The following is a 20207-nucleotide window of genomic DNA, read 5'->3' on the forward strand; positions in this document are numbered from 1 at the left end:
TTTCTTTTTGCAGTTCACACTAATCCCTTAAAAGCGAAATTTGACAAATAAAGACGCATCCATACGCGGGGTGTAATCATAACGACCTTGCCTTCTTCACGCCAGCGCTGATTTTGTGCAGAAAGGCACAAACTAAGCCAATCAACATAATGCTGCTCAAAAAACATGACCAAAAGCACCCCATCCTCAGTTGCAGCAATGTCATCCCCGGCTCGATCGGGGATCCACATACCCCAGGCTCTGACTCAGCGTACAAATATAAAGCACTCGCTCCGCACACTTAGATACCCGACCCCAGTAATCCCATCCTCGACTCCTGCAATGTCACCCCGGCTCCACCTATGTCATCCCCGACCCCTGCAATGTCACCCCGACTCCAGTAATGTCATCCCCGGCTCGATCGGGGATCCACATACCCCGGGCTCTGACTCAACGTACAAATATAAAGCACTCACTCCGCGCACATTAGATACCCGACCCCAGCAATGCCATCCTCGACTCCTGCAATGTCACCCCGACTCCAGTAATGTCATCCCCGACTCGATCGGGGATCCACATACCCCAGACTCTGAATCAGCGTAGAAATATAAAGCACTCGCTCCGCGCACTTAGATACCCGACTCCAGCAATGCCATCCCCGACTCGATCGGGGATCCAAATACCGCCGCACTCAGAGCTTTACCATCAGCCCATTACGACCAGCCCTCTATATAATACAAAAAACTCACAAAAAAGTGAGGGAAAACAAAACAATGGCCTACAACTTGCTATTGCCTAGTGTGGGCTCAGTTAGCTTAAATGTTACTCAGGGTAACATTATCAGTATGGCGGCGGAGCGCAAGTAAAGGGAGTGAAAACCAACGCGTAAAAGCAAAAGTGTAGTAATTACATGGATTGACACTTGGATTTTGCGCTCATATGGCGCAGAATTGCGTGCTTGGATGCAGTAACAGAACAAATTTAGTGCAAAGCACAATATTGCAACTAAACTTTAATGCGCCTGATATATGATGGCTGGCTAGAGATGGTTTGTGAATAAAGTCTCTAAACTAGGATCAAATCGTCAAATTGATAGAAATACCAAGGAAAGTCGTCAAAGGATTGCCCTCTTTCTAAAATGAAGTACAACATTCCTAAGCGAGGGAGTTGCTGTGAGCACCGAGCGGTTAAGCGCGAGTAATACAATTCAGTCAGGCGGCTTTATTAAGCAGCACCATTCAATGTTGGTAGGCATGCATCAGGTAAGTGATGTGTTGCTGATCTGGGGCTTGCTGGCCTTGCTGGTAAATTTAGCTGGCCACGGCTGGGAGGTTTGCTACCAAGTCGCTGCGTTTGTCGGTTCCCTTAGTTATCATATTCTTGCCCATAAAAATGGCCTGTATTTTTCGTGGCGTGGTCAGTCTTTGCTCCATGAAGTGAAAACAGTTTTTACCACTTGGTTAATTGTGCTGGGCACCTTATTAACCTTTGAGTTTATTTTTGATTTAAATGAGTCTTTTGGCGGTGGTGTGATGGTGGCTTGGGCCTTGGCTGTCCCCGTTGGCATTAGCTTTTACCGTGTATCCGCGCGCATTGTATTACGAGAAATGCGCCGCACAGGGGTGAACACACGCAAAGTGGCTATCGTTGGCGCTAAAGAACCGGGGCTAACGTTGGCGAGAAGTATTCTGCAAAGCCCTTGGATGGGTATGGATATAGCGGGTTTTTATGATAATCGTGTCACGGTAGGTGGTAGACCTTTAGGCGGTGAAAAGCTTCAAGTCTTAGGGGATATTGAATTTTTAAAGGAGCAGGCTAGATCGGGTGAGTTTGATGATATTTATATTGCTCTACCCATGCGAGAAGAAGAAACCATAAAAGAACTGGTTGAGTTTCTGGCCAATAGTTCATGCTGCGTTCACATCGTACCCGATGTTTTTACCTTTAAAATGCTCAATGCACGCAGCCGTGAAATTGGCGGTTTGCCCGTAGTAAGCGTATACGATACCCCTTTTGATTCCTTTGATGCCGTTGTAAAGCGTGTGGAAGATGTTGTACTTAGCTCAATCATTTTATGTTTAATTGCAGTTCCGATGTTGTTTATTGCGGCGGCAGTAAAATTCACTTCTAAGGGTCCAGTTATCTTTAAGCAACGCCGTTACGGAATTAACGGCGAAGAAATCATGGTGTGGAAATTTCGTTCAATGACCACCTGTGATAACGGCAATGTGGTGGTGCAGGCGCAAAAGAATGATGCCCGTATTACCAAAGTTGGTACCTTTATTAGAAGAACCTCGCTTGATGAGCTCCCCCAGTTCATCAACGTACTGCAGGGCAAAATGAGTATTGTTGGCCCTCGCCCCCATGCGGTTGCTCATAATGAGCTATATCGCGATCAAATCAGTGGCTATATGCAGCGCCATTTAGTTAAGCCTGGTATTACAGGTTGGGCGCAAGTGAATGGCTGGCGCGGTGAGACGGATACTCTTCAAAAAATGCAAAAGCGGATTGAGTTTGATTTGTTTTATATACGAAATTGGTCTGTTTGGATGGATCTTAAAATTGTCTGCGCCACTGTTTTTAAAGGTTTTGTCGCCCCGCAAGCGTACTAAACCTTCGTGAATAAAGCCTTTTTGCACAAAGAAATCAAAAATATTTTTGCCTGCTAAGGATGTACTTAACTTGAAATCTATAAGCTAATACTGAGTTTTGGTTCTTATTGTGCCGTGGTGTTCCTTTGCTCAGGGGAGTGTTTTCTTATCCTATATTAGTTTTAAATGGTGGCTCGATACTGCCGATATAAATTATTTTACGGATTGGTATTTAATGAAAAAAATTTTCGCAGTCGCCTCCGGCGGTGGACATTGGAAGCAGCTCATGCTCCTTCGCCCGGCATTCGAAGGTCAGCAAACGCATTTTGTTACAACAATGGCGGGTCTGCCAAGCCAAGAAGAGGGGCTATCTTCGTACGCAATCATTCCCGATTGCAACAGAGATCGGCCAATTAAAGCACTTTTATGTGTGTTTGCTATTTTTTGGCAGCTTATTAAGATGCGGCCAGACGTAATTATTTCTACCGGCGCGTTACCCGGTGTAATAGCGCTAGCAATTGGGAAAAAACTTGGTATCAAAACGGTTTGGGTAGACAGCGTCGCTAACGCCGAGACCTTTTCCATGTCGGGCCTTAGGGCGAGGAAATATGCTGATTTGTGGTTGTCGCAATGGGAGCACGTTGCTGAGGCCGCAGGTGCTCAATACATGGGGTCTGTCCTATGATATTTGTAACAGTTGGCACGCAGCTTGGATTTCCGCGATTAATTCAGATGGTCGACGAATTGGCTGAACAGCTTGGGCTTGGAGTGGTGGCGCAAATAGGGAATACAACTTATGTTCCCCAGAATGTTGAATATCACCCATCCATGACGCCTGAAGTTTACGATGCATGTTTTGAGAAGGCAGATTTAATCATTGGCCACGCAGGGATTGGTACAATCCTGGCGGCGAAAAAAATGAAGAAGCCACTAATTATCCTTCCTAGATTGGCCATCATGGGTGAACACAGGAACGACCATCAGCTTGCAACTGCGGATGCTGTTAATGGAGTTGTTGGAGTTTATCGTGTTTCAGATAAGGAGCAAATGTTGCTGTTGCTGAAAAGACGGACGGAATTGTTGCCTGCAGGCGAAAATGCTTCCGTCAGTCGGGATATGCTTATTGACAGTTTGCGGGCGTTCTTTGTAGCTTGTTAAACCGTCCAATTTTTGTCTGGATAAATAGAGGGCTTACGCGCAGTGGTGTTCAGTGTTGTGATCTCGTTTTTTTGCGAGTATGAACGCATTTAAATTCCACATTTTTATGATCGAAATTCCAAGTTGCGGAGTGAAATTTGTTTGTTAGTTCTGGGGCTAGTACGCCAACACACTTGGAACAGAGAAATAGATAATGTTGATAGTGCAATCGGTGCAGTTCAGGCTAAATTTGTATTGGTTGTTGTGTCTTGGCTGTATTTGTGTCGTAGGGTTTGGCTGGTTAGCGTCCCTGCACCGGTATAGGTCTTGAAGGAATGAACGATGGAATATGCTTTAATATTACTGCAATGCTTTTTGTTAGTGTACATGGTAAAGAAATTATTTAAAAAAAATCCTTTTTCCTTTTTCCTTTTCGCGGTGGCTTATCATCTTGTTTTTTTGGTTCTAAGTTTACTTATAACTATTAATTCTAATCTTTTGGTACGGGATAAATTAAAAATCGTTGATGTAGAAGCGTTTTCTCTATATACGTTCATGTTTACTTGTTGTTTGTGTGCGTTCTATTATGTTCGCAAAAAATTGAGGGTTGAACAGTTTAATTACTCGGCGCTGAATGATGTGCCTAGAGTGAATCGGCTGTTTGTTTATTTGCTTTTTTGGGCAAGCGGGATCTCGATTTTGGCGTATGGAGCTAGTACGGGGTTCGGATCCTCGATGGGTGATTATGAGGCCCGATATGAACAAACAAGGGGTTTAGGGGCGCTTTATTTGTTTATGCCATTCTTTGTGCCATATTTTTTTTGGAAAATATGGGCTAGTGCAAAGACCTCTGCATTTTGGTTTTACTCAGCTTCTTTTGTCGGCTTTGGGTTGCTTGTTTTTTTGTTTACAGTGGGGCTTCGGTTTTATTTCTTGTTGTCAATCGTATGTGTGACTTTAACTATGTACCACACGGGAAGAATTAAATTTAGAACAATGCTTGCACTAATTTGTCTGTTCCCATTTGTAGTTGGCGGTTTGGCTATGATGAGATATGGTTACTCTGAAAACTCATCAGGATTTGCGTTCATACCCCAATTACTATTGTTTCTCCAGGGCGATATTTTCCCAGTTGATGCGTTTTATAATATTTATGAGCATTGTTCTAGTGCTGGAGGTGTGGTCCAGTGCCCAGGTACGATATTGCTCGAAAATCAATTGTTAAGAATGGTGCCAAGAGTGCTCTGGGAGGAGAAGCCTGACATTATGTTGTCTGGTTCAGCATATTACACCCAATTTGTTGTCGGTAGCCTAAGAGAGCTTACGCTGTCACCGACAATATTTGGTGAGGGTATTCTGGTTTCTGCGAGTTCTGCGGGTATTTTGATATACTATCTTGCAGCAATTTCGGTGTTAGTTGCGATTGATTTCGGTATATTTAGGTATCCTACATTTGCAATTGTATTGTCTGGATTCTTTCCGAAAGTGTTTGATTGGCATAGAGGAGGGTTCTCTCTTTTTTTATACTGGCTGATTACAGTTTTTGTGGTTTTTTGTCTTTTTTATGCTCTCTCTCGTTTGATAGATATAGGTCTTCGCGATTCGGTGTCGACGATAAGAAATCATAGTAGGAGGTGATGGTTCTCCAGCTAATATGGCTAGACGTAGTGAAGCTGGATATTGGTTAGGGGTGGGCGTAATGCTTGTTAGAATGCTTTCAATTATTATTTTCACCATGGTCTTATATTTTTGTTATCTATGGGGTTGCCAGCCGACAGAAAAGAGGGAGGAGCCTTTTTCCTATTCAATCATTCAGCGCCAAGACGTAGAAGGTGCAGATTTTGATTATCGTTTTAATTGGAAAAAAAGCGATATGAATGATAGTAGATCTAGTAAGGGGGCGGAAATTCTGTATAGCCCCCATAAAAGGCAGCTTGCACAGTGGGTTACTTTTCGTTTTAGAGTTCTTGGGCAATATTTCGTTAATGATTCAGCTCCCACTATCATAGCGCAGTATCATGCTATGCCGGATAAAAAACTAGGGGAAAAGCCAAGAAACCCCATTTCGTCACTGGTAATCGAAAGTGGTGAATTATACTTTATTTTTCGTGAGAGCAAAGAGGTGGTAACGCCTGGTAAACCAGGTGCGTGGGAATTTAGCTCGGTCACAAAATGGAGGTTGGGGCAGGTCAAATATGGCGAATGGAATATAATTATTCTCCGTCAAGTTATCAATCCACTATTACTAACCGGCGACGTTTATATTAAGTTTAATACCATGGAAATCTCTAAGCAGTCAGTGCCTATTGGCTATAATGATGTTTCACCTCCTTTTTTTAAATTTGGTATTTATTGTCCAGACGGCTCGGATTATTCAGAGAAACATGTGGATTTTTCGAATGTCTTTATTTTTAGCGCTGAGCAAGGAGAAGATATTGGTGAGGTGATTTCTACTGTTGTCAAATAGTTGTGGCTGGCAAAGTGTGTTAAAGGTGTGCGTTAAGTTGATCGGTTCCGAGGATGAATTCGATTAGATTTTGAATTGCTCTGGATAAGATGTGATTTTAGTTAATGATGTAGAGGTGCTTAGGTTCCGTCAGGCGTCATAAATCATAAGTACATTGTTCTGTGTTGTTGGGGGAGGTGAGTAAAATGGTGTTTCCAAATTTGTTTATTGCTGGGGTTCCTAAGGCGGCCACCACGTCATTATCTGATGTCCTTCGGTTGGGTAGTGAATTTTATGTTCCGAAAGAAAAAGAGCCACACTATTTTGCTTTTCCGAATGTCTCTCCGCAATTCTCGGGTCCAGCAGATAACGAAATTTTTAGAAGTATGATTGTGCATCAGAGGCACGAATATACCAAATTATATGACGGTGTTGGTTGTAAGTGGCGTGTTGATGCATCGACTATGTATTTGTATTTAGGAGGGGCTATAGCTGAAATTTTAAAGGAAGTTCCGGATGCGAAATTTATTTTGCTCTTTCGGGATCCGGCGGAGCGGGCTTTTTCTGCATATCAGCATATGCGTCGAGACGCAAGGGAGCCGCTGGATTCTTTTCGGGATGCCTTGTGTAGTGAATCACGTCGAATAAGTGAGGGTTGGAGTCCAATATGGCATTATCTGGCAGCTAGCTGCTATGGGCATCAGCTTAAGGCTTTTAAGGAGCTTGTTCCAGAAGGGAATTATCTGATTTTGCATCAAGAATGGATGTATAGTCAGCCAAATTTATTCTCAAAGAAAATCAGTGATTTTCTTTGTCTTAATTTTGATATGGATTTACTGAGAGGTAAAAAAAGTAATGTGTCAGGGGAGCCTAAGAGTAAATTTATTGGAAGAATTCTTAGTCGGCCTGGTGGTATGAAGACATTTGCTAAAATGGTATTGGGGGATGATTTTTCTAGATTTTTGAAAGAAAAGGCTCGATCTTATAACTTCAGGGAGAAGCTAGTGCTTGATGATGGTTTGCGTGAAAAGATATACGGAGAATTAGATCATGATATGAAGATTTTTTTATCAATGGTAGATCACGAGTATCTTCCGAGTTGGACTAGTAGGTTCTTGGTATGAGCGAAAAAATAAAAATATTGCTCATCACTAATATGTATCCGAGTGCGGCGCAGCCATCACTTGGTACATTTGTACAAAACTGCGCTGAAGGGCTTGAGGAAAGTGGAGCAGATGTAACTGTATTATCTCTAAATCGAGGGTCGCGATATATTATTTTAAATTATCTCATTTTTTTTTATAGAGTGTTAAATTTAGGCCTTAAAGGCCGGTGGGATTTTTTTTATTTCCATTACATCTCGCTTTCTGGGGTTCCGGTTATTCTATTAAAATTGTTCCGGCCAGGTATTAAGATCGTCGGCAATATTCATGGCAGCGACATAGCTGATGAGCTGGGTGTTAGTAGAAGATTTTCTAAATTACGCCTATGGATATCCAAAATAGCCTGCCGAATTTCAGATTTCATTGTTGTCCCATCTGAATATTACAAAAATGTAGCGGAGGAATTTATTTGCCCAACACAAAAAGATTTTTTTGTGTCTCCATCGGGAGGTTTGCCAGATTTCTTTTTTGATAGCGAAGATCGGTGTATGCCTGAAATTCCGACTATATTATTTGTGGGAAGGTTGGTTCCAGGGAAAGGCGTTTCAGACTTTCTGGCTGCTGTCGAGGCTGTCTTGCTCGTGAGGAAGGGGAGGGTTCGAGTTATAATTGTTGGCGATGGGCCTCAGAAATTTGAAGTAGAATCGTTTTCAAAAAGGCATGCTGAGCTCGTTGAGCTTAGTCATATACTATCTGTGTCGCAACGAGATTTGGTAGCGCTATATCGAGAATCGACAGTGTTTGTATTTCCGTCTTTAAGAGAGGCGGAGAGCCTTGGTTTGGTTGTTGTTGAGGCGTTAGCATCTGGCACGCCGGTAATTGCTTACAAAAATGGAGCCCTTGAGGAGGTTCTGTCGCATGGGAAAACCGGATATTTAGTTGCGAAGTCGGATTCGAAGTTGCTTGGTGATATTTTGCTTCGAGTGATGGAGATGGATGAGTGCATGTGGCTGTGTATGTCTGCGGAAGCTAAATCAAGCTCTACAAGGTTTAAAAATAATATTGTTAGTAATGCGTTGTTTGATCGATTTAAGTCGGAATTAGTGAAATGAATTTTAATTCAAAAAGCTATGTATGAATAGCCCCTCAAAACTTTAGACCACTCCCTTATTAAATTTGGTGTTGGTTTAATGCTGCTTTAAACGGGTTTTCTCCACCAGTTAATATTTGCGTGTTAGAATTCACCTAAGAATTAGCCCTTTTTATAGGTCAGTTAGATGGATGTAACAGTTTTTGGTATTGGTTATGTGGGCCTTGTGCAGGCGGCAGTTTTGGCCGAGGTTGGGCACGAGGTGGTTTGCGTAGACATTAATGCCGAGCGGGTCGAGAGCCTTAAGAAAGGCATTATTCCGATTTACGAGCCAGGCTTGACGCCATTGGTACAGCGCAATTACGAGGCTGGCCGCCTGCAATTTACTACCGATGCTGAATTTGGGGTAAAACACGGCAAAATCCAGTTTATTGCGGTGGGCACCCCGCCAGACGAAGACGGCTCTGCGGATTTGCAATATGTCTTGGCGGTGGCAAAAACCATCGCCACCTATATGGAAACTCCCAAGGTTGTCGTCGATAAGTCGACCGTGCCGGTAGGCACCGCAGACAAAGTCGCCGAGTGCATTGCCGCAATATTAAAAGCGCGCGGCGTGAGCTTAGATTTTGACGTGGTCTCTAACCCAGAATTCTTGAAAGAAGGCGCAGCGGTTGCAGACTGCCAACGCCCAGATCGTATAGTGATCGGCACCGACAGCGCCGTTGCAGAAAATAAAATGCGCGAGCTCTATGCCCCCTTTAATCGCAACCATGAAAAATTAATTGTCATGGACGTGCGCTCGGCAGAGCTGACCAAATACGCCGCCAACTGCATGCTGGCAACCAAAATTAGCTTTATGAATGAAATGGCCAACCTGGCTGAAAAACTCGGCGCCGACATCGAAAAAGTGCGGCTGGGCATAGGCTCAGATCCGCGCATTGGCTACCACTTTATCTATCCCGGCTGCGGCTACGGCGGCTCCTGTTTTCCTAAAGACGTACAGGCATTGGTCAGAACGGCGGAAAAAGTCGGCTACACCCCAGAACTACTGCGCTCTGTCGAGGCGGTGAACGGTCGCCAAAAAGAGAAATTATTTAACCATCTTCAGTCTTATTTTAACGGCGACTTGGCTGGCAAGCGCATTGCCCTGTGGGGGCTGTCCTTTAAACCAAATACCGACGATATGCGCGACGCATCCAGCCGAGTACTCATGGAAAACCTCTGGGCTGCCGGCGCGATAGTACAGGCATACGACCCCGAAGCTATGAACGAAACCCAGCGCATATACGGTACCCGATCAGACTTAAACCTAATGGGTACCAAAGAATCGGCCCTAAACGGCGCCGACGCCCTCGCGGTTTGCACTGAATGGAACGCTTTTAAAGCCCCGGACTTTGATCTAATAAAAGAAACGCTAAATCACGCCGTGATATTCGATGGCCGCAACTTATACGACCCCGCCATACTAGAAGCACAAGGTATAGCCTACTACGGCATTGGCCGTGGGCGAAGTTATAACGATTGAATTAGGCTTAGAAATGATGCTTTATCGATTTCGTGGAATGATAGCTAATGTCGATACTCGTGAGTTATTGGTGCACGGGGGAATTGCATTCTTGGTCCGTATTCTTGGAGCATTAGCAGCATTTTCTGCGACCTTTTTTATTGCACGACAGTTGGGGGCGGAGGAGTCGGGATACTATTTCCTTACTTATTCTATTGTGGCTGTGTTAGCAGCATTATCTCGAGGCGGGTTAGATAATACTGTAGTGAGATTTATTGCTGCTGACACTAAACAGGCACTAGCAGTTTACAATAAGTCGATTTTATTTGGATCAGCCTTAAGTGTTTCCATTGCTATCTTTTTTTATTTGTTAGCAGATTATCTCGCAAATAATGTGTTATCTAAACCTGCGTTAGCACCAGTATTTAGAAGTATATCTTTGGGTATTCCGGGCTTGGCGCTGTTAACACTTGGAGCAAATGCCTTACAAGGTTTACGCCTCGTCTCGTGGTCTATTTTCGTTTTAAATATTGCTATTAACTGTTGCTTGGTTGGGGGGGCTTATTATTTCAAAATTTTTCAGGCTCAACAATTAGCTCTTGTTTTTTCTGTCGGGAGTATATTAATAGCAATATCAGGCGGAGTCTTGTTTTATTGGAAGGTGCCAAGGTCAGAAAAATTAGGTATTTCTTGGAGTATAATATTTACTAGCTGCCTTCCGTTATGGTTGGTTGTTGTTATGGGGCAATTAGTTCAGTGGTCTGGTCAGTTTTTTGCGGGCGCTTACCTTAGTCCTGATTTGGTTGCACAGCTCGCGGTTGCGCAGCGTACAGCAATGCTAACGAGCTTTGTTCTTATAGCGATTAATCTCGTTGTCGCTCCCCGATTTTCTGCTTTATATAAAACAGGTGCAATGGGGGAATTGTCTTCTTTAGCTAAAAAGTCGGTGGTACTTACTAGTGTAATAGCATTTCCTATTTTAATCGTAATGCTGTTTTTTCCAACGCTGTTTATGGGATTATTTGGTGTCGAATTTGAGCAAGGTGCGTCGTTATTACGGATACTCGTAATTGGGCAATTCGTTAACGTTATTACTGGTTCCGTTGGTTTTTTGTTAATTATGACGGGACATGAGCGGGATCTTCGAAGTATTACGTTGGTATCGGGTACGACTGCGTTGATATTGGCGTGGGTTATGACCGCTAACTTTGGCGTGTTTGGTGCTGCGATTGGCACTGCGATTGCCGTAGCGACTCAGAATTTGCTCGCGGTCTATTTTGTGAAAAAACGCTTGGGTTTTAATACATTGGCAGTTTGGCGTTAAATAGACGTTTCATAATAATAGATTAAGTAGTGGTGCTTGAATGAATATAGTTATTATGGCCGGTGGCAGCGGCAGCCGTTTATGGCCGTCTAGCCGAGGGTTATTCCCCAAGCAATTTTTATCTATTGCCGGTGAAGACTCCATGCTGCAAGCCACCCTTGCTCGCGTTGAGGGTTTAAGCGCTAGCGCGTCGGTTATTTGCAATGAAGAGCATCGCTTTGTGGTGGCGCAGCAGGCGCAAGAGTTCGGTGCAGCATTAACGTCTATTATTTTAGAACCCGTTGGCCGTAATACCGCGCCGGCTATTGCGCTGGCTGCGTTTGAAGCGCTGGACTCTTCTGATGGTGCTGCGCCATTGCTTTTGGTGATGGCGGCGGATCATGTGATTGACGATGTGGCCGCATTTCATGCTGCGGTTGAGGTTGCAAAGGCGCAAGCTGAGTCTGGTCAGGTGGTGACCTTTGGGATTGTGCCCGAGTCGGCTCACACCGGTTACGGGTATATTCAGCGTGGCGTTGAGAGTGGTAATGGCGCTTACGCGGTGTCTCGGTTTGTTGAGAAGCCGGATGCAGAGACTGCGCAATCTTATATAGATGACGGCGGCTATTACTGGAATAGCGGCATGTTTTTAGTGGCGGCTGATGTGTATTTGAATGAGCTAAAAGCTTTTAGGCCAGATATTTATTCTGCCTGCGAAAAGGCATATTTGGGCAAAACCCGTGATGTTGATTTTTTACGGGTAGATGCGCAAGCATTTAAAACTTGCCCTGATGAGTCGATAGATTACGCGGTGATGGAAAAAACTGATAAGGCTGTGGTTGTGCCTTTGTCGGCGGGTTGGAGTGACGTGGGCGCGTGGTCTTCTTTGTGGGAGATTGGTGATCAAGATGCTGCTGGCAATGTAAGTAGCGGTGATGTGCTGAGTCATAATACATCTAACTCTTATATTAGAGCCGAGCATCGTTTAGTGGCGACGGTGGGTTTGGATAATATTGTCGTTGTCGAGACGAATGATGCGGTGTTGGTTGCGGCTAAAGATCAAGTTCAAGACGTTAAGAAAATTGTTGAGTCATTAAAAGCGCAAGACCGTAGCGAGGTGAGTCAGCACCGTCACGTTTACCGGCCTTGGGGTGTTTATGATTCTATTGATAACGGTGAGCGGTATCAGGTTAAGCGTATTACGGTAAAGCCGGGTGCTAAGTTATCGGTGCAAATGCATCATCACCGAGCTGAACATTGGATTGTTGTGTCTGGTATTGCAAAAGTGACTAATGGTGATAAAGAGTTGATGTTGACGGAGAATCAGTCGACGTATATTCCGGTTGGTGTTGTTCATGCCTTGGAGAATCCTGGTGTTATTCCGCTTGAGTTGATTGAAGTTCAGTCGGGTTCTTACTTGGGTGAAGATGATATTGTGCGTTTTGAAGATCGGTATGGGCGTGCCCCTAAGGCTTGAGGTTTGTGGATCCCCAATCGAGTTGGGGATGACGAACTGCTCGTTGAAGATGACGAACTGCTCGTTGAAGATGACGAATTGGTCGTTGAGTGTGACGGTAGGGTAGTTGGGATGGCGGGTTGGATGGTGGCCTGAGTATGTCCCTCTGTTGTCATACCCGACTCCGATTGGGTGTTCATGTGAGCGTAGCGAATGCACTTGGTAGTAGCGAAGTGCGGTGCGGGGCAGATTCTGAGGTAGGTGGATCCCCAATCAAGTTGGGGATGACGGGTCGGGTTGTTGGGGATGGCGGTAAGGTAGTTGAGATGGCGGGTTGGATGGTGGCCGGAGTATGTCTCTCTGTTGTCATACCCGACTCTGATCGGGTATCCAGATGAGCGCAGCGAATGCACTTGGTATTAGTGAAGTGTGGTGCGGGGAAGATTCCGAGGTAGATGGATCCCCAATCGAGTTGGGGATGACGGTAGGGTCGTTGGGGATGATGGTAGGGTAGTTGGGGATGACGGGCCGGGTCGTTGGGGATGACCTATAAGAAACCACGTCATACCCGACTCCGATCGGGTATCCATGTGAGTGGTTGCGAATGCATTTAATCTACTCAAGCCATTAGGCAAAAAAATAGGTATTATGGTGTTTTTTCCTGCGCGGTCTTTACTGCGCCAAAATCGTGTAGATGAAAATGGATTTTAGAACGGTAATTACGGCAACATTGATAACTTGGCTTTTCGTTTTTTCGGCGCAGTTGCGTGCTTCGCCTTGGATGGAGGTGGGGGACTCGCAGCTTCGACACCACATCACGGTGTTGGCTGATGCAGGTATTATTACGGTACCTATCAACACGTGGCCGTTGATGTGGTCTGGTGTTATTAATGATGTTAAGCGGGGTGAGCGTCGTCGTAATTTAACTGCGGGTCAGCAGCGTTCTCTTAGCTATGTTCGTAACGCATTTATACAACACACTAAGCCAAGCCGAACTTCAGTTTCATTGTCTGTCTCCGAGCGTCCCAATCAACTAAGAGGCTTTAATAGCGTGCCTCGTGAGGAGGCTGAATTAAGCCTTAGTTATGCCGCTATTCATGGCGGGACAGCGTATAAGTTACAAACGACGTATACCGGTGACCCTGCAGATGGCGAGAATGTTCGCTTTGACGGTAGTTATGCTGCGTTATTATTTGGTAACTGGGCTGCGGCGGCGGGCGCTATAGATCGCTGGTGGGGGCCAAGTCGTCAAAATGCCTTAGTATTGTCGAATAATGCTCGGCCTGTTCCCGGCATATTTTTGCAGCGTAATAATAGCCTTCCTTTTGAAAGCCCTTTATTAAGCTGGTTGGGACCATGGAATTTGGTGATGTTTGCAGGGCAGTTAGAGAGTGATCGTGAAATAAGCCATGCAAAATTATTGGGCGCTAGGATGTCGTTTCGGCCTGCAAGCTGGTTAGAGTTGGGTGGGTCAAGAGCGGCGCAATGGGGTGGGGATGGTCGTCCAGAGGATTCTAGTAGTTTTGTCGATATGGTCACCGGTAACGATAACAACGGTGATAATGGTATAAACAGTAACAACGAACCTAGTAATCAGATTGCCGGCATAGATTGGCGTGCGACTGCTTCTGGTAATCAAATAAGCGTTGAGCATTACGGTGAGTTAGTTGGTGAGGATAATGCAGGCGTGATGCCGTCTCGCTTAATCGCCACGTTTGGCTTGGGTGCTCAAATGCCGATTGCTAGTAATGATGTTCGTGTTTATCTTGAGTTCACTGACACATTAACACGGCGTTTTTATAAGTCTGGGCAAATAAATTATGCATATGAGCATGGGACTTATAAATCTGGTTATCGTTACAAAGACCGGAATATGGCGGCAACAATTGATAATGACTCCAAATCTACCAGTCTTGGTGTTGAGGTTTTCACTGAAACAGGTGCGACATGGCAAGTGGTGTTATCTAAACTGAACTTTAATAGTGACGGTACGAATAAGGCAACTGGTGTAACACCATTGGCTTGGCGAACAGGTGATGGTTGGCAGGGTAAACTTAACTATCTTGAAAACTGGCGTGACTGGAGTTTCAGCTATGGACTTTATTACCAGGGTGGTGACTTTGAGTTGCGCAATATGGGTAAAGACACTGCTGGCGCTGAATTTAGTGTTACTCTTGGGTTTTAAGCAGCTTGGTATTGATAACCGCAATTATTGCCCTGTATGACAATATAAATCTATTTGATCGTTAGTTTTCTGGACGCCGTTATGCGGGGCTTCTATTTTCAATTGTTTTGTTTTAGTTCTATTAAACACTCTTTTTTACGATTTCTTCTTGGATTAAAGTCCCGGGCGGTCTTTTTAGCGTGCTAGAATTTAATATAGTTAATATTTTTATTTAGGGTAAGCGAATGAAAGTCACGGTATTCGGTATTGGTTATGTCGGGTTGGTGCAGGCGGCGGTGCTTGCTGAAGTTGGGCATGAAGTGGTGTGTGTGGATGTTAATGCCGAGCGTGTAGAAAACTTAAAGCAAGGTGACATTCCAATATATGAGCCTGGGTTAACGCCGTTGGTGCAGAGTAATTATGAGGCTGGCCGTTTGCAGTTTACTACGGATGCCGCTTTTGGTGTTAAACACGGTAAGGTCCAGTTTATTGCCGTGGGTACACCGCCAGATGAAGATGGATCTGCAGATTTACAATATGTGTTAGCCGTGGCGAAGACCGTTGCGACGTATATGGAGTCGGCAAAAATTATTGTCGATAAATCGACTGTGCCTGTGGGCACGGCAGATAAAGTGGCGGCGTGTGTGGCTGAGGTGTTGGCTGAGCGCGGTGTGGATGTCGGTTTTGATGTAGTGTCTAATCCTGAGTTTTTAAAGGAGGGGGCGGCGGTTGCAGATTGTCAGCGGCCAGATCGAATTGTAATTGGAACCGATAATCCTGCTGTCGAAAATACCATGCGGGAGTTGTATGCGCCCTTTAACCGCAACCATGAAAAATTAATTGTGATGGATGTACGTTCTGCTGAACTGACCAAGTACGCAGCTAATTGTATGCTGGCGACTAAAATTAGTTTTATGAATGAGATTTCTAATTTGGCTGAAAAGTTGGGTGCGGATATCGAAAAAGTACGGCAGGGTATTGGTTCAGACCCGCGTATTGGTTATCACTTTATTTATCCGGGCTGTGGCTACGGCGGGTCTTGTTTCCCCAAAGATGTGCAGGCCTTGGTACGTACGGCTGAAAAAGTAGGGTATACGCCGGAATTACTGAAGTCAGTTGAGGCGGTCAATAGTCGTCAAAAAGAAAAATTGTTTACCCATGTTGAGGCATATTTTAAGGGTGATCTACAAGGTAAACGAATTGCGCTGTGGGGCTTGTCGTTTAAACCGAACACCGATGATATGCGTGATGCGTCTAGTCGTGTGCTTATGGAAAAATTGTGGGCAGCGGGTGCGTCGGTACAAGCTTATGACCCCGAGGCCATGAATGAAACTCAGCGTATATATGGCACGCGGCCAGATTTGAGTTTAATGGGAACAAAAGAGTCGGCCTTAAATGGCGCGGATGCTTTGGTGGTATGTACAGAATGGAATGCGTTTAAAGCGCCGGATTTTGAGTTAATAAAAGAAGCACTTAGTCACCCAGTTATATTTGATGGACGCAATTTGTATGACCCTGTTTTATTAGAGGAACAAGGCATTGCTTATTACGGTATTGGGCGTGGACGGAGTGTGCAGAGCTTTTCATAATGTCAGTCCCAGTCTTAATCATGTCATGCCCGACCCTGATCGGGTATCCATGTGAGCGGAGCGAATGCACTTGGTATTAGCAGGGTTCTGCGCGAAGCATATTCCGAGGTAGATGGATCCCCAATCGAGTTGGGGATGACGGTAGGGTCGTTGGGAGTGACTGTAGGGTTTTTCGGGATGGCTGTTGGATCTTTGGGGATGACGATGGGTTTGAATTGGGGTGGTGGAGAGACCGTCATACCCGACCCCGACCCCGACCCCGACCCCGAGCGGGTATCCGTGTGAGCGGAGCGAATGCATTTACTTGTATCTAAGTGCGACGCGAACTAGGTGCCGAGGCCTGTGGATGATATTTTTAAGTTTGCGGTGCTATGGGATGGCCGTGTTTAGGGATAGTCGATTAAACGTTGATATTGGCATTTTGTATTTCTCGATATGAGCTTAATGTTACATAGTGAGCTTAATCGTTATGGTTATTAAGATTTGAGGGTGATTTATAATTTGCAATTCTTCAGCTCAGCGTTAAACTTAATCTTGCTCAGGATGAGCACTTGGCAGGGACGCTGACCAAGGAACGGTTATGCACAAAGGATTAGTGCACTAGAATTGAACTCTCGGCGTTCCTGCCTCCTTTTTATTTTGGGTATTCCACCTGTGTTTTTCTATGGTTGTTGATAGCATTTTTATGTTGCTTCGACACTAAAGTAATAATCTAAACCCTACTCACTGTGTAACTTATTAAAGTACCTGGTCGTTGTATTTGTGGGCCTAGCGTTCGATTGGATATTCACTTGAGTATAAAGCGAATGCATATACATGTATCGTCGTGCTGCGTGGATTTAACCTCCGAGGTTTGTGGATCCCCAATCAAGTTGGGGATGACGGTTGGGTAGTTGGGGGGTGACTGTACGATCGTTGAGGATGACGGCTGGGTAGTTGGGGTGGCGGGTTGGATAGTGGCCGGAGTATGTCCCGTTGTTGTCATACCCGACTCCGATCGGGTATCCAGGTGAGCGCAGCAAATGCATTTAGTAGTAGCAGAGTTCGGCGCGGAGCAGATTCCGAGGTAGGTGGATCCTCAATTGAGTTGAGGGTGACCTAAAAATTCACGTCATACCCGACTCTGTTCGGGTATCTAGGTGACTAGGTGAGCGCAGCGAATGCACTTGGTAGTAGCAGAGTTCGGCGCGGAGCAGGTTTTGAGGTAAGTGGATCCCCAATCGAGTTGAGGATGACCTAAAAATTCACGTCATACCCGACTCCGATCGGGTATCTAGGTGAGCGCAGCGAATGCGCTTTAGTTAATACGTTGAGTCAAAACTCATGGCCTATGGATCCCCAATCGAATTGGGGATTGGATGCGGTTGTTGAGCTTGAGTGGTGAGGCGGTAGAGTGGGTCAGATAGTGATTGTTCGTTAGGGCTGGCGATGCTAATGCGTTGGCGAAAGTTTACGATATTGCGTAAGACTTGTTGAGAGTAGCACAGTTTTCATATGATAATTTCGGGAGCCTTTATGCTTCTCAAGTGAGTATACGATGGTGATCGAAAGATTTGTAAAGATTATAACCTCGCCGTTTATACGCTAGGATACATGTTTTGAGTTGTAGGTTTAGCACATGCAAACAATTCTAGTTACGGGTGGCGCGGGTTATATTGGCAGCCATACGGTCGTGGAGCTACAGGCAGCGGGTTATGATGTTGTTATTGTTGATAACCTAGTAAATAGTAATCCAGCGGTTCTTAATCGTATTCATCAAATTTCTGGTAAAGCTCCTCTTTTTGTTCAAGCCGATGTGCGTGATGCTGATGCCTTGGCAGCAGTATTTGCAAAGTATGACATTGATGCCGTGATTCATTTTGCTGGTTTAAAAGCCGTTGGTGAGAGTGTCGAAAAACCCTTGCAGTATTATGACAATAATGTGCGTGGCACTATGGTTTTGTGCCAAGCAATGGCTGAGGCAGGTGTGTTTAAGTTGGTTTTTAGTTCATCTGCTACGGTGTACGGCCCCGATGCGCCGGTGCCTTATGAAGAGTCTATGCCCTTGGGGCAGCCTTCTAGTCCATACGGTGCATCTAAGGCAATGGTAGAGCGCGTCCTTGCTGATTTGTGTGTGTCTGATTCACGCTGGTCAGTGGTTGCATTGCGGTATTTTAACCCTATTGGCGCGCATGTCTCTGGCTTAATTGGTGAGGATCCTTTGGGGCTTCCGAATAATCTCATGCCGTTTATTAGTCGGGTTGCCGTGGGTAAGTTGGCTGAGTTGTCGGTCTTTGGTGATGATTACAATACGCCAGATGGCACATGTCTGCGGGATTATTTGCATGTTGTCGATTTGGCGGTTGGGCATTGCCGGTCTTTGCAGTCCTTAGATAAAGTGGGCTTGCATGCGTTTAATTTGGGCACCGGTAATGGGGTGTCTGTGTTGGATATGGTTAAGGCGTTTGAATCTGTTACCGGCCAAAAAGTGCCGTATAAAATAGCACCGCGTCGTCATGGTGATTTACCTGCATTTTGGGCAAATGCAGATAAAGCAAAGCGAGAATTAAGCTGGGTGGCAGGAAGTAGCCTTGAGAAAATGATGGCAGATACGTGGCGTTGGCAGAGTAATAACCCTGACGGGTATGGTGGCTGAGGGCTGTTTGTAATTGTTCATACCCGACCCCGATCGGGTATCCAGGTGAGCGCAGCGAATGCGCTTTAGTTGGTGCGTTGAGTCAAAGCTTGGGGCCTGTGGATCCCCAATCGAGTTGGGTATGACGTTATTACTATAACTTACTCAAGCTTTTATCTTTTTCCAGTTGGTAGCTTTGCATATCTTCTGCTAAGGCTAAGTTGCCTTGGTAGTCTTGTCTTGCTTCGTCATATAAGTCCTTTACTGTATGTTCTTTTGCGCCTTTGTCCATACGGTAGCGTTGGCTAAAGTGGGTGAGTATTAAGTGTTTTAGCTCTGCTTTCTCTGCTGTTTTTGCCACCATGGCGGCGGTGCTGTGCATGTATTGTGGACCCACTCGTGCGAGTACATCTTCTGTAAAGGTTGCTTCATGAATTAATAAATCACTTTGCTTTAGCGCCTTTAGCAGTAGCTCAGGTTTGTCATTGTCACCGCCAATAACAGCACTGCGAGGTGTCCACCCAGCAGTGCGCACTTGTTCGGCTTTGATGCGTGTTCCGTTTTCAAGTGAGACATCATTGCCTTGTTGTAGCTCGTGCCAAAGTGGGCCTCTTGGTACACCAAGTTCAGTTAGTTTGTTTTCATTTATATGGTATGGCGGTATTTCAGTTGCGTGATAGGCAAAGCAAGGCACTCTGTGAGACATGGCTACTGCATTGACAGAAATGTGCTCGTCACGATAGTGAAAATCGTCTTGGTCTGAGCGTACAAAGTTAAGGGGAAAGCGTAGATTGTGAACATCGGTTAAGGCAAACGTGTTTCGTACATATTGTTCAATGCCGTCTGGTGCGCAGACAGTAAGCGGGGCTTTGCGGCCACTCATATTGGCGCTAGCAATAAGGCCGGGGAGACCGTAGCAGTGGTCACCGTGTACGTGGGTGATAAAGATGGTTTTGAGCTTGGCAGAGGAGTAACGGCATTTTAATAAGCGGTGCTGGGTTCCTTCGCCACAGTCGAATAAATACCATTCCTTCTGGTCGTCCATTGCCATCGCCAGTGCGGTGACATTGCGGCTGGCGGTGGGCGTGCCCGCACTGGTGCCTAAAAAAGTAAAGCGCATAAAAAGAGTCTGTGCCTCAATAATCAAAGTCTGTATTCATATTGTGGTCTATTTTGCCAAGGTTTTCCTCTTTTGTGATGGTATGCATTCGCTTGGTTTTATTAAGTGTGC

Annotated in this window: 18 protein-coding genes; 16 read left to right on the plus strand and 2 right to left on the minus strand. The window is 45.2% G+C overall.

Going from position 1 to position 20207, the window contains the following annotated elements; all coding sequences use genetic code 11:
* Positions 1-14 precede the first annotated feature (14 nt).
* The gene (locus tag AELLOGFF_RS14315) at positions 15-230 is read right to left on the minus strand and encodes a hypothetical protein (RefSeq protein WP_159269580.1); all 216 of its coding nucleotides are present in this window, start codon (positions 228-230) and stop codon (positions 15-17) included.
* A gap of 921 nt (positions 231-1151) precedes the next feature.
* Here AELLOGFF_RS14315 and AELLOGFF_RS14320 point away from each other — a divergent pair.
* From AELLOGFF_RS14320 to galE, 16 genes are all read left to right on the plus strand, one after another.
* A complete protein-coding gene (locus AELLOGFF_RS14320; protein ID WP_159269581.1) occupies positions 1152-2591 on the plus strand; it encodes an undecaprenyl-phosphate glucose phosphotransferase in 1440 nt (479 codons plus the stop codon).
* A 214-nt stretch (positions 2592-2805) separates the two neighbouring features.
* Positions 2806-3255: a UDP-N-acetylglucosamine--LPS N-acetylglucosamine transferase gene (locus AELLOGFF_RS14325; RefSeq protein WP_159269582.1), complete on the plus strand. Its 450-nt coding sequence runs from the start codon at positions 2806-2808 to the stop codon at positions 3253-3255.
* Positions 3252-3728 carry a glycosyltransferase gene (locus tag AELLOGFF_RS14330; RefSeq protein ID WP_159269583.1) on the plus strand — a complete coding sequence of 159 codons (477 nt, stop codon included), beginning with the start codon at positions 3252-3254 and terminating at the stop codon, positions 3726-3728. Before AELLOGFF_RS14325 ends, AELLOGFF_RS14330 begins: the two co-directional genes overlap by 4 nt.
* A gap of 321 nt (positions 3729-4049) precedes the next feature.
* Positions 4050-5345, plus strand: coding sequence for a WzyE family oligosaccharide polymerase (locus tag AELLOGFF_RS14335; protein WP_159269584.1), 1296 nt, complete (start codon positions 4050-4052; stop codon positions 5343-5345).
* Positions 5346-5361: 16 nt separating this feature from the next.
* Positions 5362-6174, plus strand: a complete 813-nt coding sequence (locus AELLOGFF_RS14340) for a heparin lyase I family protein (protein WP_159269585.1) — start codon at positions 5362-5364, stop codon at positions 6172-6174.
* Positions 6175-6359: 185 nt separating this feature from the next.
* On the plus strand, positions 6360-7277 hold the full coding sequence (locus tag AELLOGFF_RS14345; protein ID WP_159269586.1) for a sulfotransferase family protein: 918 nt from the start codon (positions 6360-6362) through the stop codon (positions 7275-7277).
* The gene (locus tag AELLOGFF_RS14350) at positions 7274-8368 is read left to right on the plus strand and encodes a glycosyltransferase family 4 protein (RefSeq protein WP_159269587.1); all 1095 of its coding nucleotides are present in this window, start codon (positions 7274-7276) and stop codon (positions 8366-8368) included. Before AELLOGFF_RS14345 ends, AELLOGFF_RS14350 begins: the two co-directional genes overlap by 4 nt.
* 165 nt (positions 8369-8533) lie before the next feature.
* Positions 8534-9871, plus strand: coding sequence for a UDP-glucose dehydrogenase family protein (locus tag AELLOGFF_RS14355; RefSeq protein WP_159269588.1), 1338 nt, complete (start codon positions 8534-8536; stop codon positions 9869-9871).
* Positions 9849-11174 carry an oligosaccharide flippase family protein gene (locus AELLOGFF_RS14360; protein ID WP_159269589.1) on the plus strand — a complete coding sequence of 442 codons (1326 nt, stop codon included), beginning with the start codon at positions 9849-9851 and terminating at the stop codon, positions 11172-11174. Before AELLOGFF_RS14355 ends, AELLOGFF_RS14360 begins: the two co-directional genes overlap by 23 nt.
* 40 nt (positions 11175-11214) lie before the next feature.
* A complete protein-coding gene (locus tag AELLOGFF_RS14365; protein WP_159269590.1) occupies positions 11215-12630 on the plus strand; it encodes a mannose-1-phosphate guanylyltransferase/mannose-6-phosphate isomerase in 1416 nt (471 codons plus the stop codon).
* Positions 12631-12633: 3 nt separating this feature from the next.
* The gene (locus AELLOGFF_RS18150) at positions 12634-12765 is read left to right on the plus strand and encodes a hypothetical protein (RefSeq protein WP_268818566.1); all 132 of its coding nucleotides are present in this window, start codon (positions 12634-12636) and stop codon (positions 12763-12765) included.
* A 44-nt stretch (positions 12766-12809) separates the two neighbouring features.
* Entirely contained in the window at positions 12810-13007 is a 198-nt protein-coding gene (locus AELLOGFF_RS14370) for a hypothetical protein (protein ID WP_159269591.1), read from the plus strand.
* Positions 13008-13309: 302 nt separating this feature from the next.
* Positions 13310-14794 (plus strand): capsule assembly Wzi family protein, encoded by a 1485-nt coding sequence (locus AELLOGFF_RS14375; RefSeq protein WP_159269592.1) that lies wholly within the window; start codon positions 13310-13312, stop codon positions 14792-14794.
* A gap of 224 nt (positions 14795-15018) precedes the next feature.
* Positions 15019-16362, plus strand: coding sequence for a UDP-glucose dehydrogenase family protein (locus AELLOGFF_RS14380; RefSeq protein WP_159269593.1), 1344 nt, complete (start codon positions 15019-15021; stop codon positions 16360-16362).
* 51 nt (positions 16363-16413) lie between these two features.
* Entirely contained in the window at positions 16414-16647 is a 234-nt protein-coding gene (locus AELLOGFF_RS14385; RefSeq protein WP_159269594.1) for a hypothetical protein, read from the plus strand.
* 1333 nt (positions 16648-17980) lie between these two features.
* A complete protein-coding gene (gene galE / locus AELLOGFF_RS14390) occupies positions 17981-18997 on the plus strand; it encodes a UDP-glucose 4-epimerase GalE (protein ID WP_159269595.1) in 1017 nt (338 codons plus the stop codon).
* A gap of 133 nt (positions 18998-19130) precedes the next feature.
* Here the strand turns inward: galE and AELLOGFF_RS14395 are convergent, their stop codons facing one another.
* Complete coding sequence (locus AELLOGFF_RS14395; protein WP_159269596.1) at positions 19131-20096, minus strand: ribonuclease Z; 966 nt, start codon at positions 20094-20096, stop codon at positions 19131-19133.
* Positions 20097-20207 lie beyond the last annotated feature (111 nt).

The organism is Zhongshania aliphaticivorans, assembly GCF_902705875.1.
Lineage (GTDB): Bacteria > Pseudomonadota > Gammaproteobacteria > Pseudomonadales > Spongiibacteraceae > Spongiibacter > Spongiibacter aliphaticivorans_A.

Coding starts and splice junctions, on each gene's coding strand:
- AELLOGFF_RS14315 (WP_159269580.1), bottom strand. CDS start 230: ATGTGGATCCCCGATCGAGCCGGGGATGACATTGCTGCAACTGAGGAT.
- AELLOGFF_RS14325 (WP_159269582.1), top strand. CDS start 2,806: ATGAAAAAAATTTTCGCAGTCGCCTCCGGCGGTGGACATTGGAAGCAG.
- AELLOGFF_RS14330 (WP_159269583.1), top strand. CDS start 3,252: ATGATATTTGTAACAGTTGGCACGCAGCTTGGATTTCCGCGATTAATT.
- AELLOGFF_RS14335 (WP_159269584.1), top strand. CDS start 4,050: ATGGAATATGCTTTAATATTACTGCAATGCTTTTTGTTAGTGTACATG.
- AELLOGFF_RS14340 (WP_159269585.1), top strand. CDS start 5,362: ATGGCTAGACGTAGTGAAGCTGGATATTGGTTAGGGGTGGGCGTAATG.
- AELLOGFF_RS14345 (WP_159269586.1), top strand. CDS start 6,360: ATGGTGTTTCCAAATTTGTTTATTGCTGGGGTTCCTAAGGCGGCCACC.
- AELLOGFF_RS14350 (WP_159269587.1), top strand. CDS start 7,274: ATGAGCGAAAAAATAAAAATATTGCTCATCACTAATATGTATCCGAGT.
- AELLOGFF_RS14355 (WP_159269588.1), top strand. CDS start 8,534: ATGGATGTAACAGTTTTTGGTATTGGTTATGTGGGCCTTGTGCAGGCG.
- AELLOGFF_RS14365 (WP_159269590.1), top strand. CDS start 11,215: ATGAATATAGTTATTATGGCCGGTGGCAGCGGCAGCCGTTTATGGCCG.
- AELLOGFF_RS14375 (WP_159269592.1), top strand. CDS start 13,310: ATGGATTTTAGAACGGTAATTACGGCAACATTGATAACTTGGCTTTTC.
- AELLOGFF_RS14380 (WP_159269593.1), top strand. CDS start 15,019: ATGAAAGTCACGGTATTCGGTATTGGTTATGTCGGGTTGGTGCAGGCG.
- galE (WP_159269595.1), top strand. CDS start 17,981: ATGCAAACAATTCTAGTTACGGGTGGCGCGGGTTATATTGGCAGCCAT.
- AELLOGFF_RS14395 (WP_159269596.1), bottom strand. CDS start 20,096: ATGCGCTTTACTTTTTTAGGCACCAGTGCGGGCACGCCCACCGCCAGC.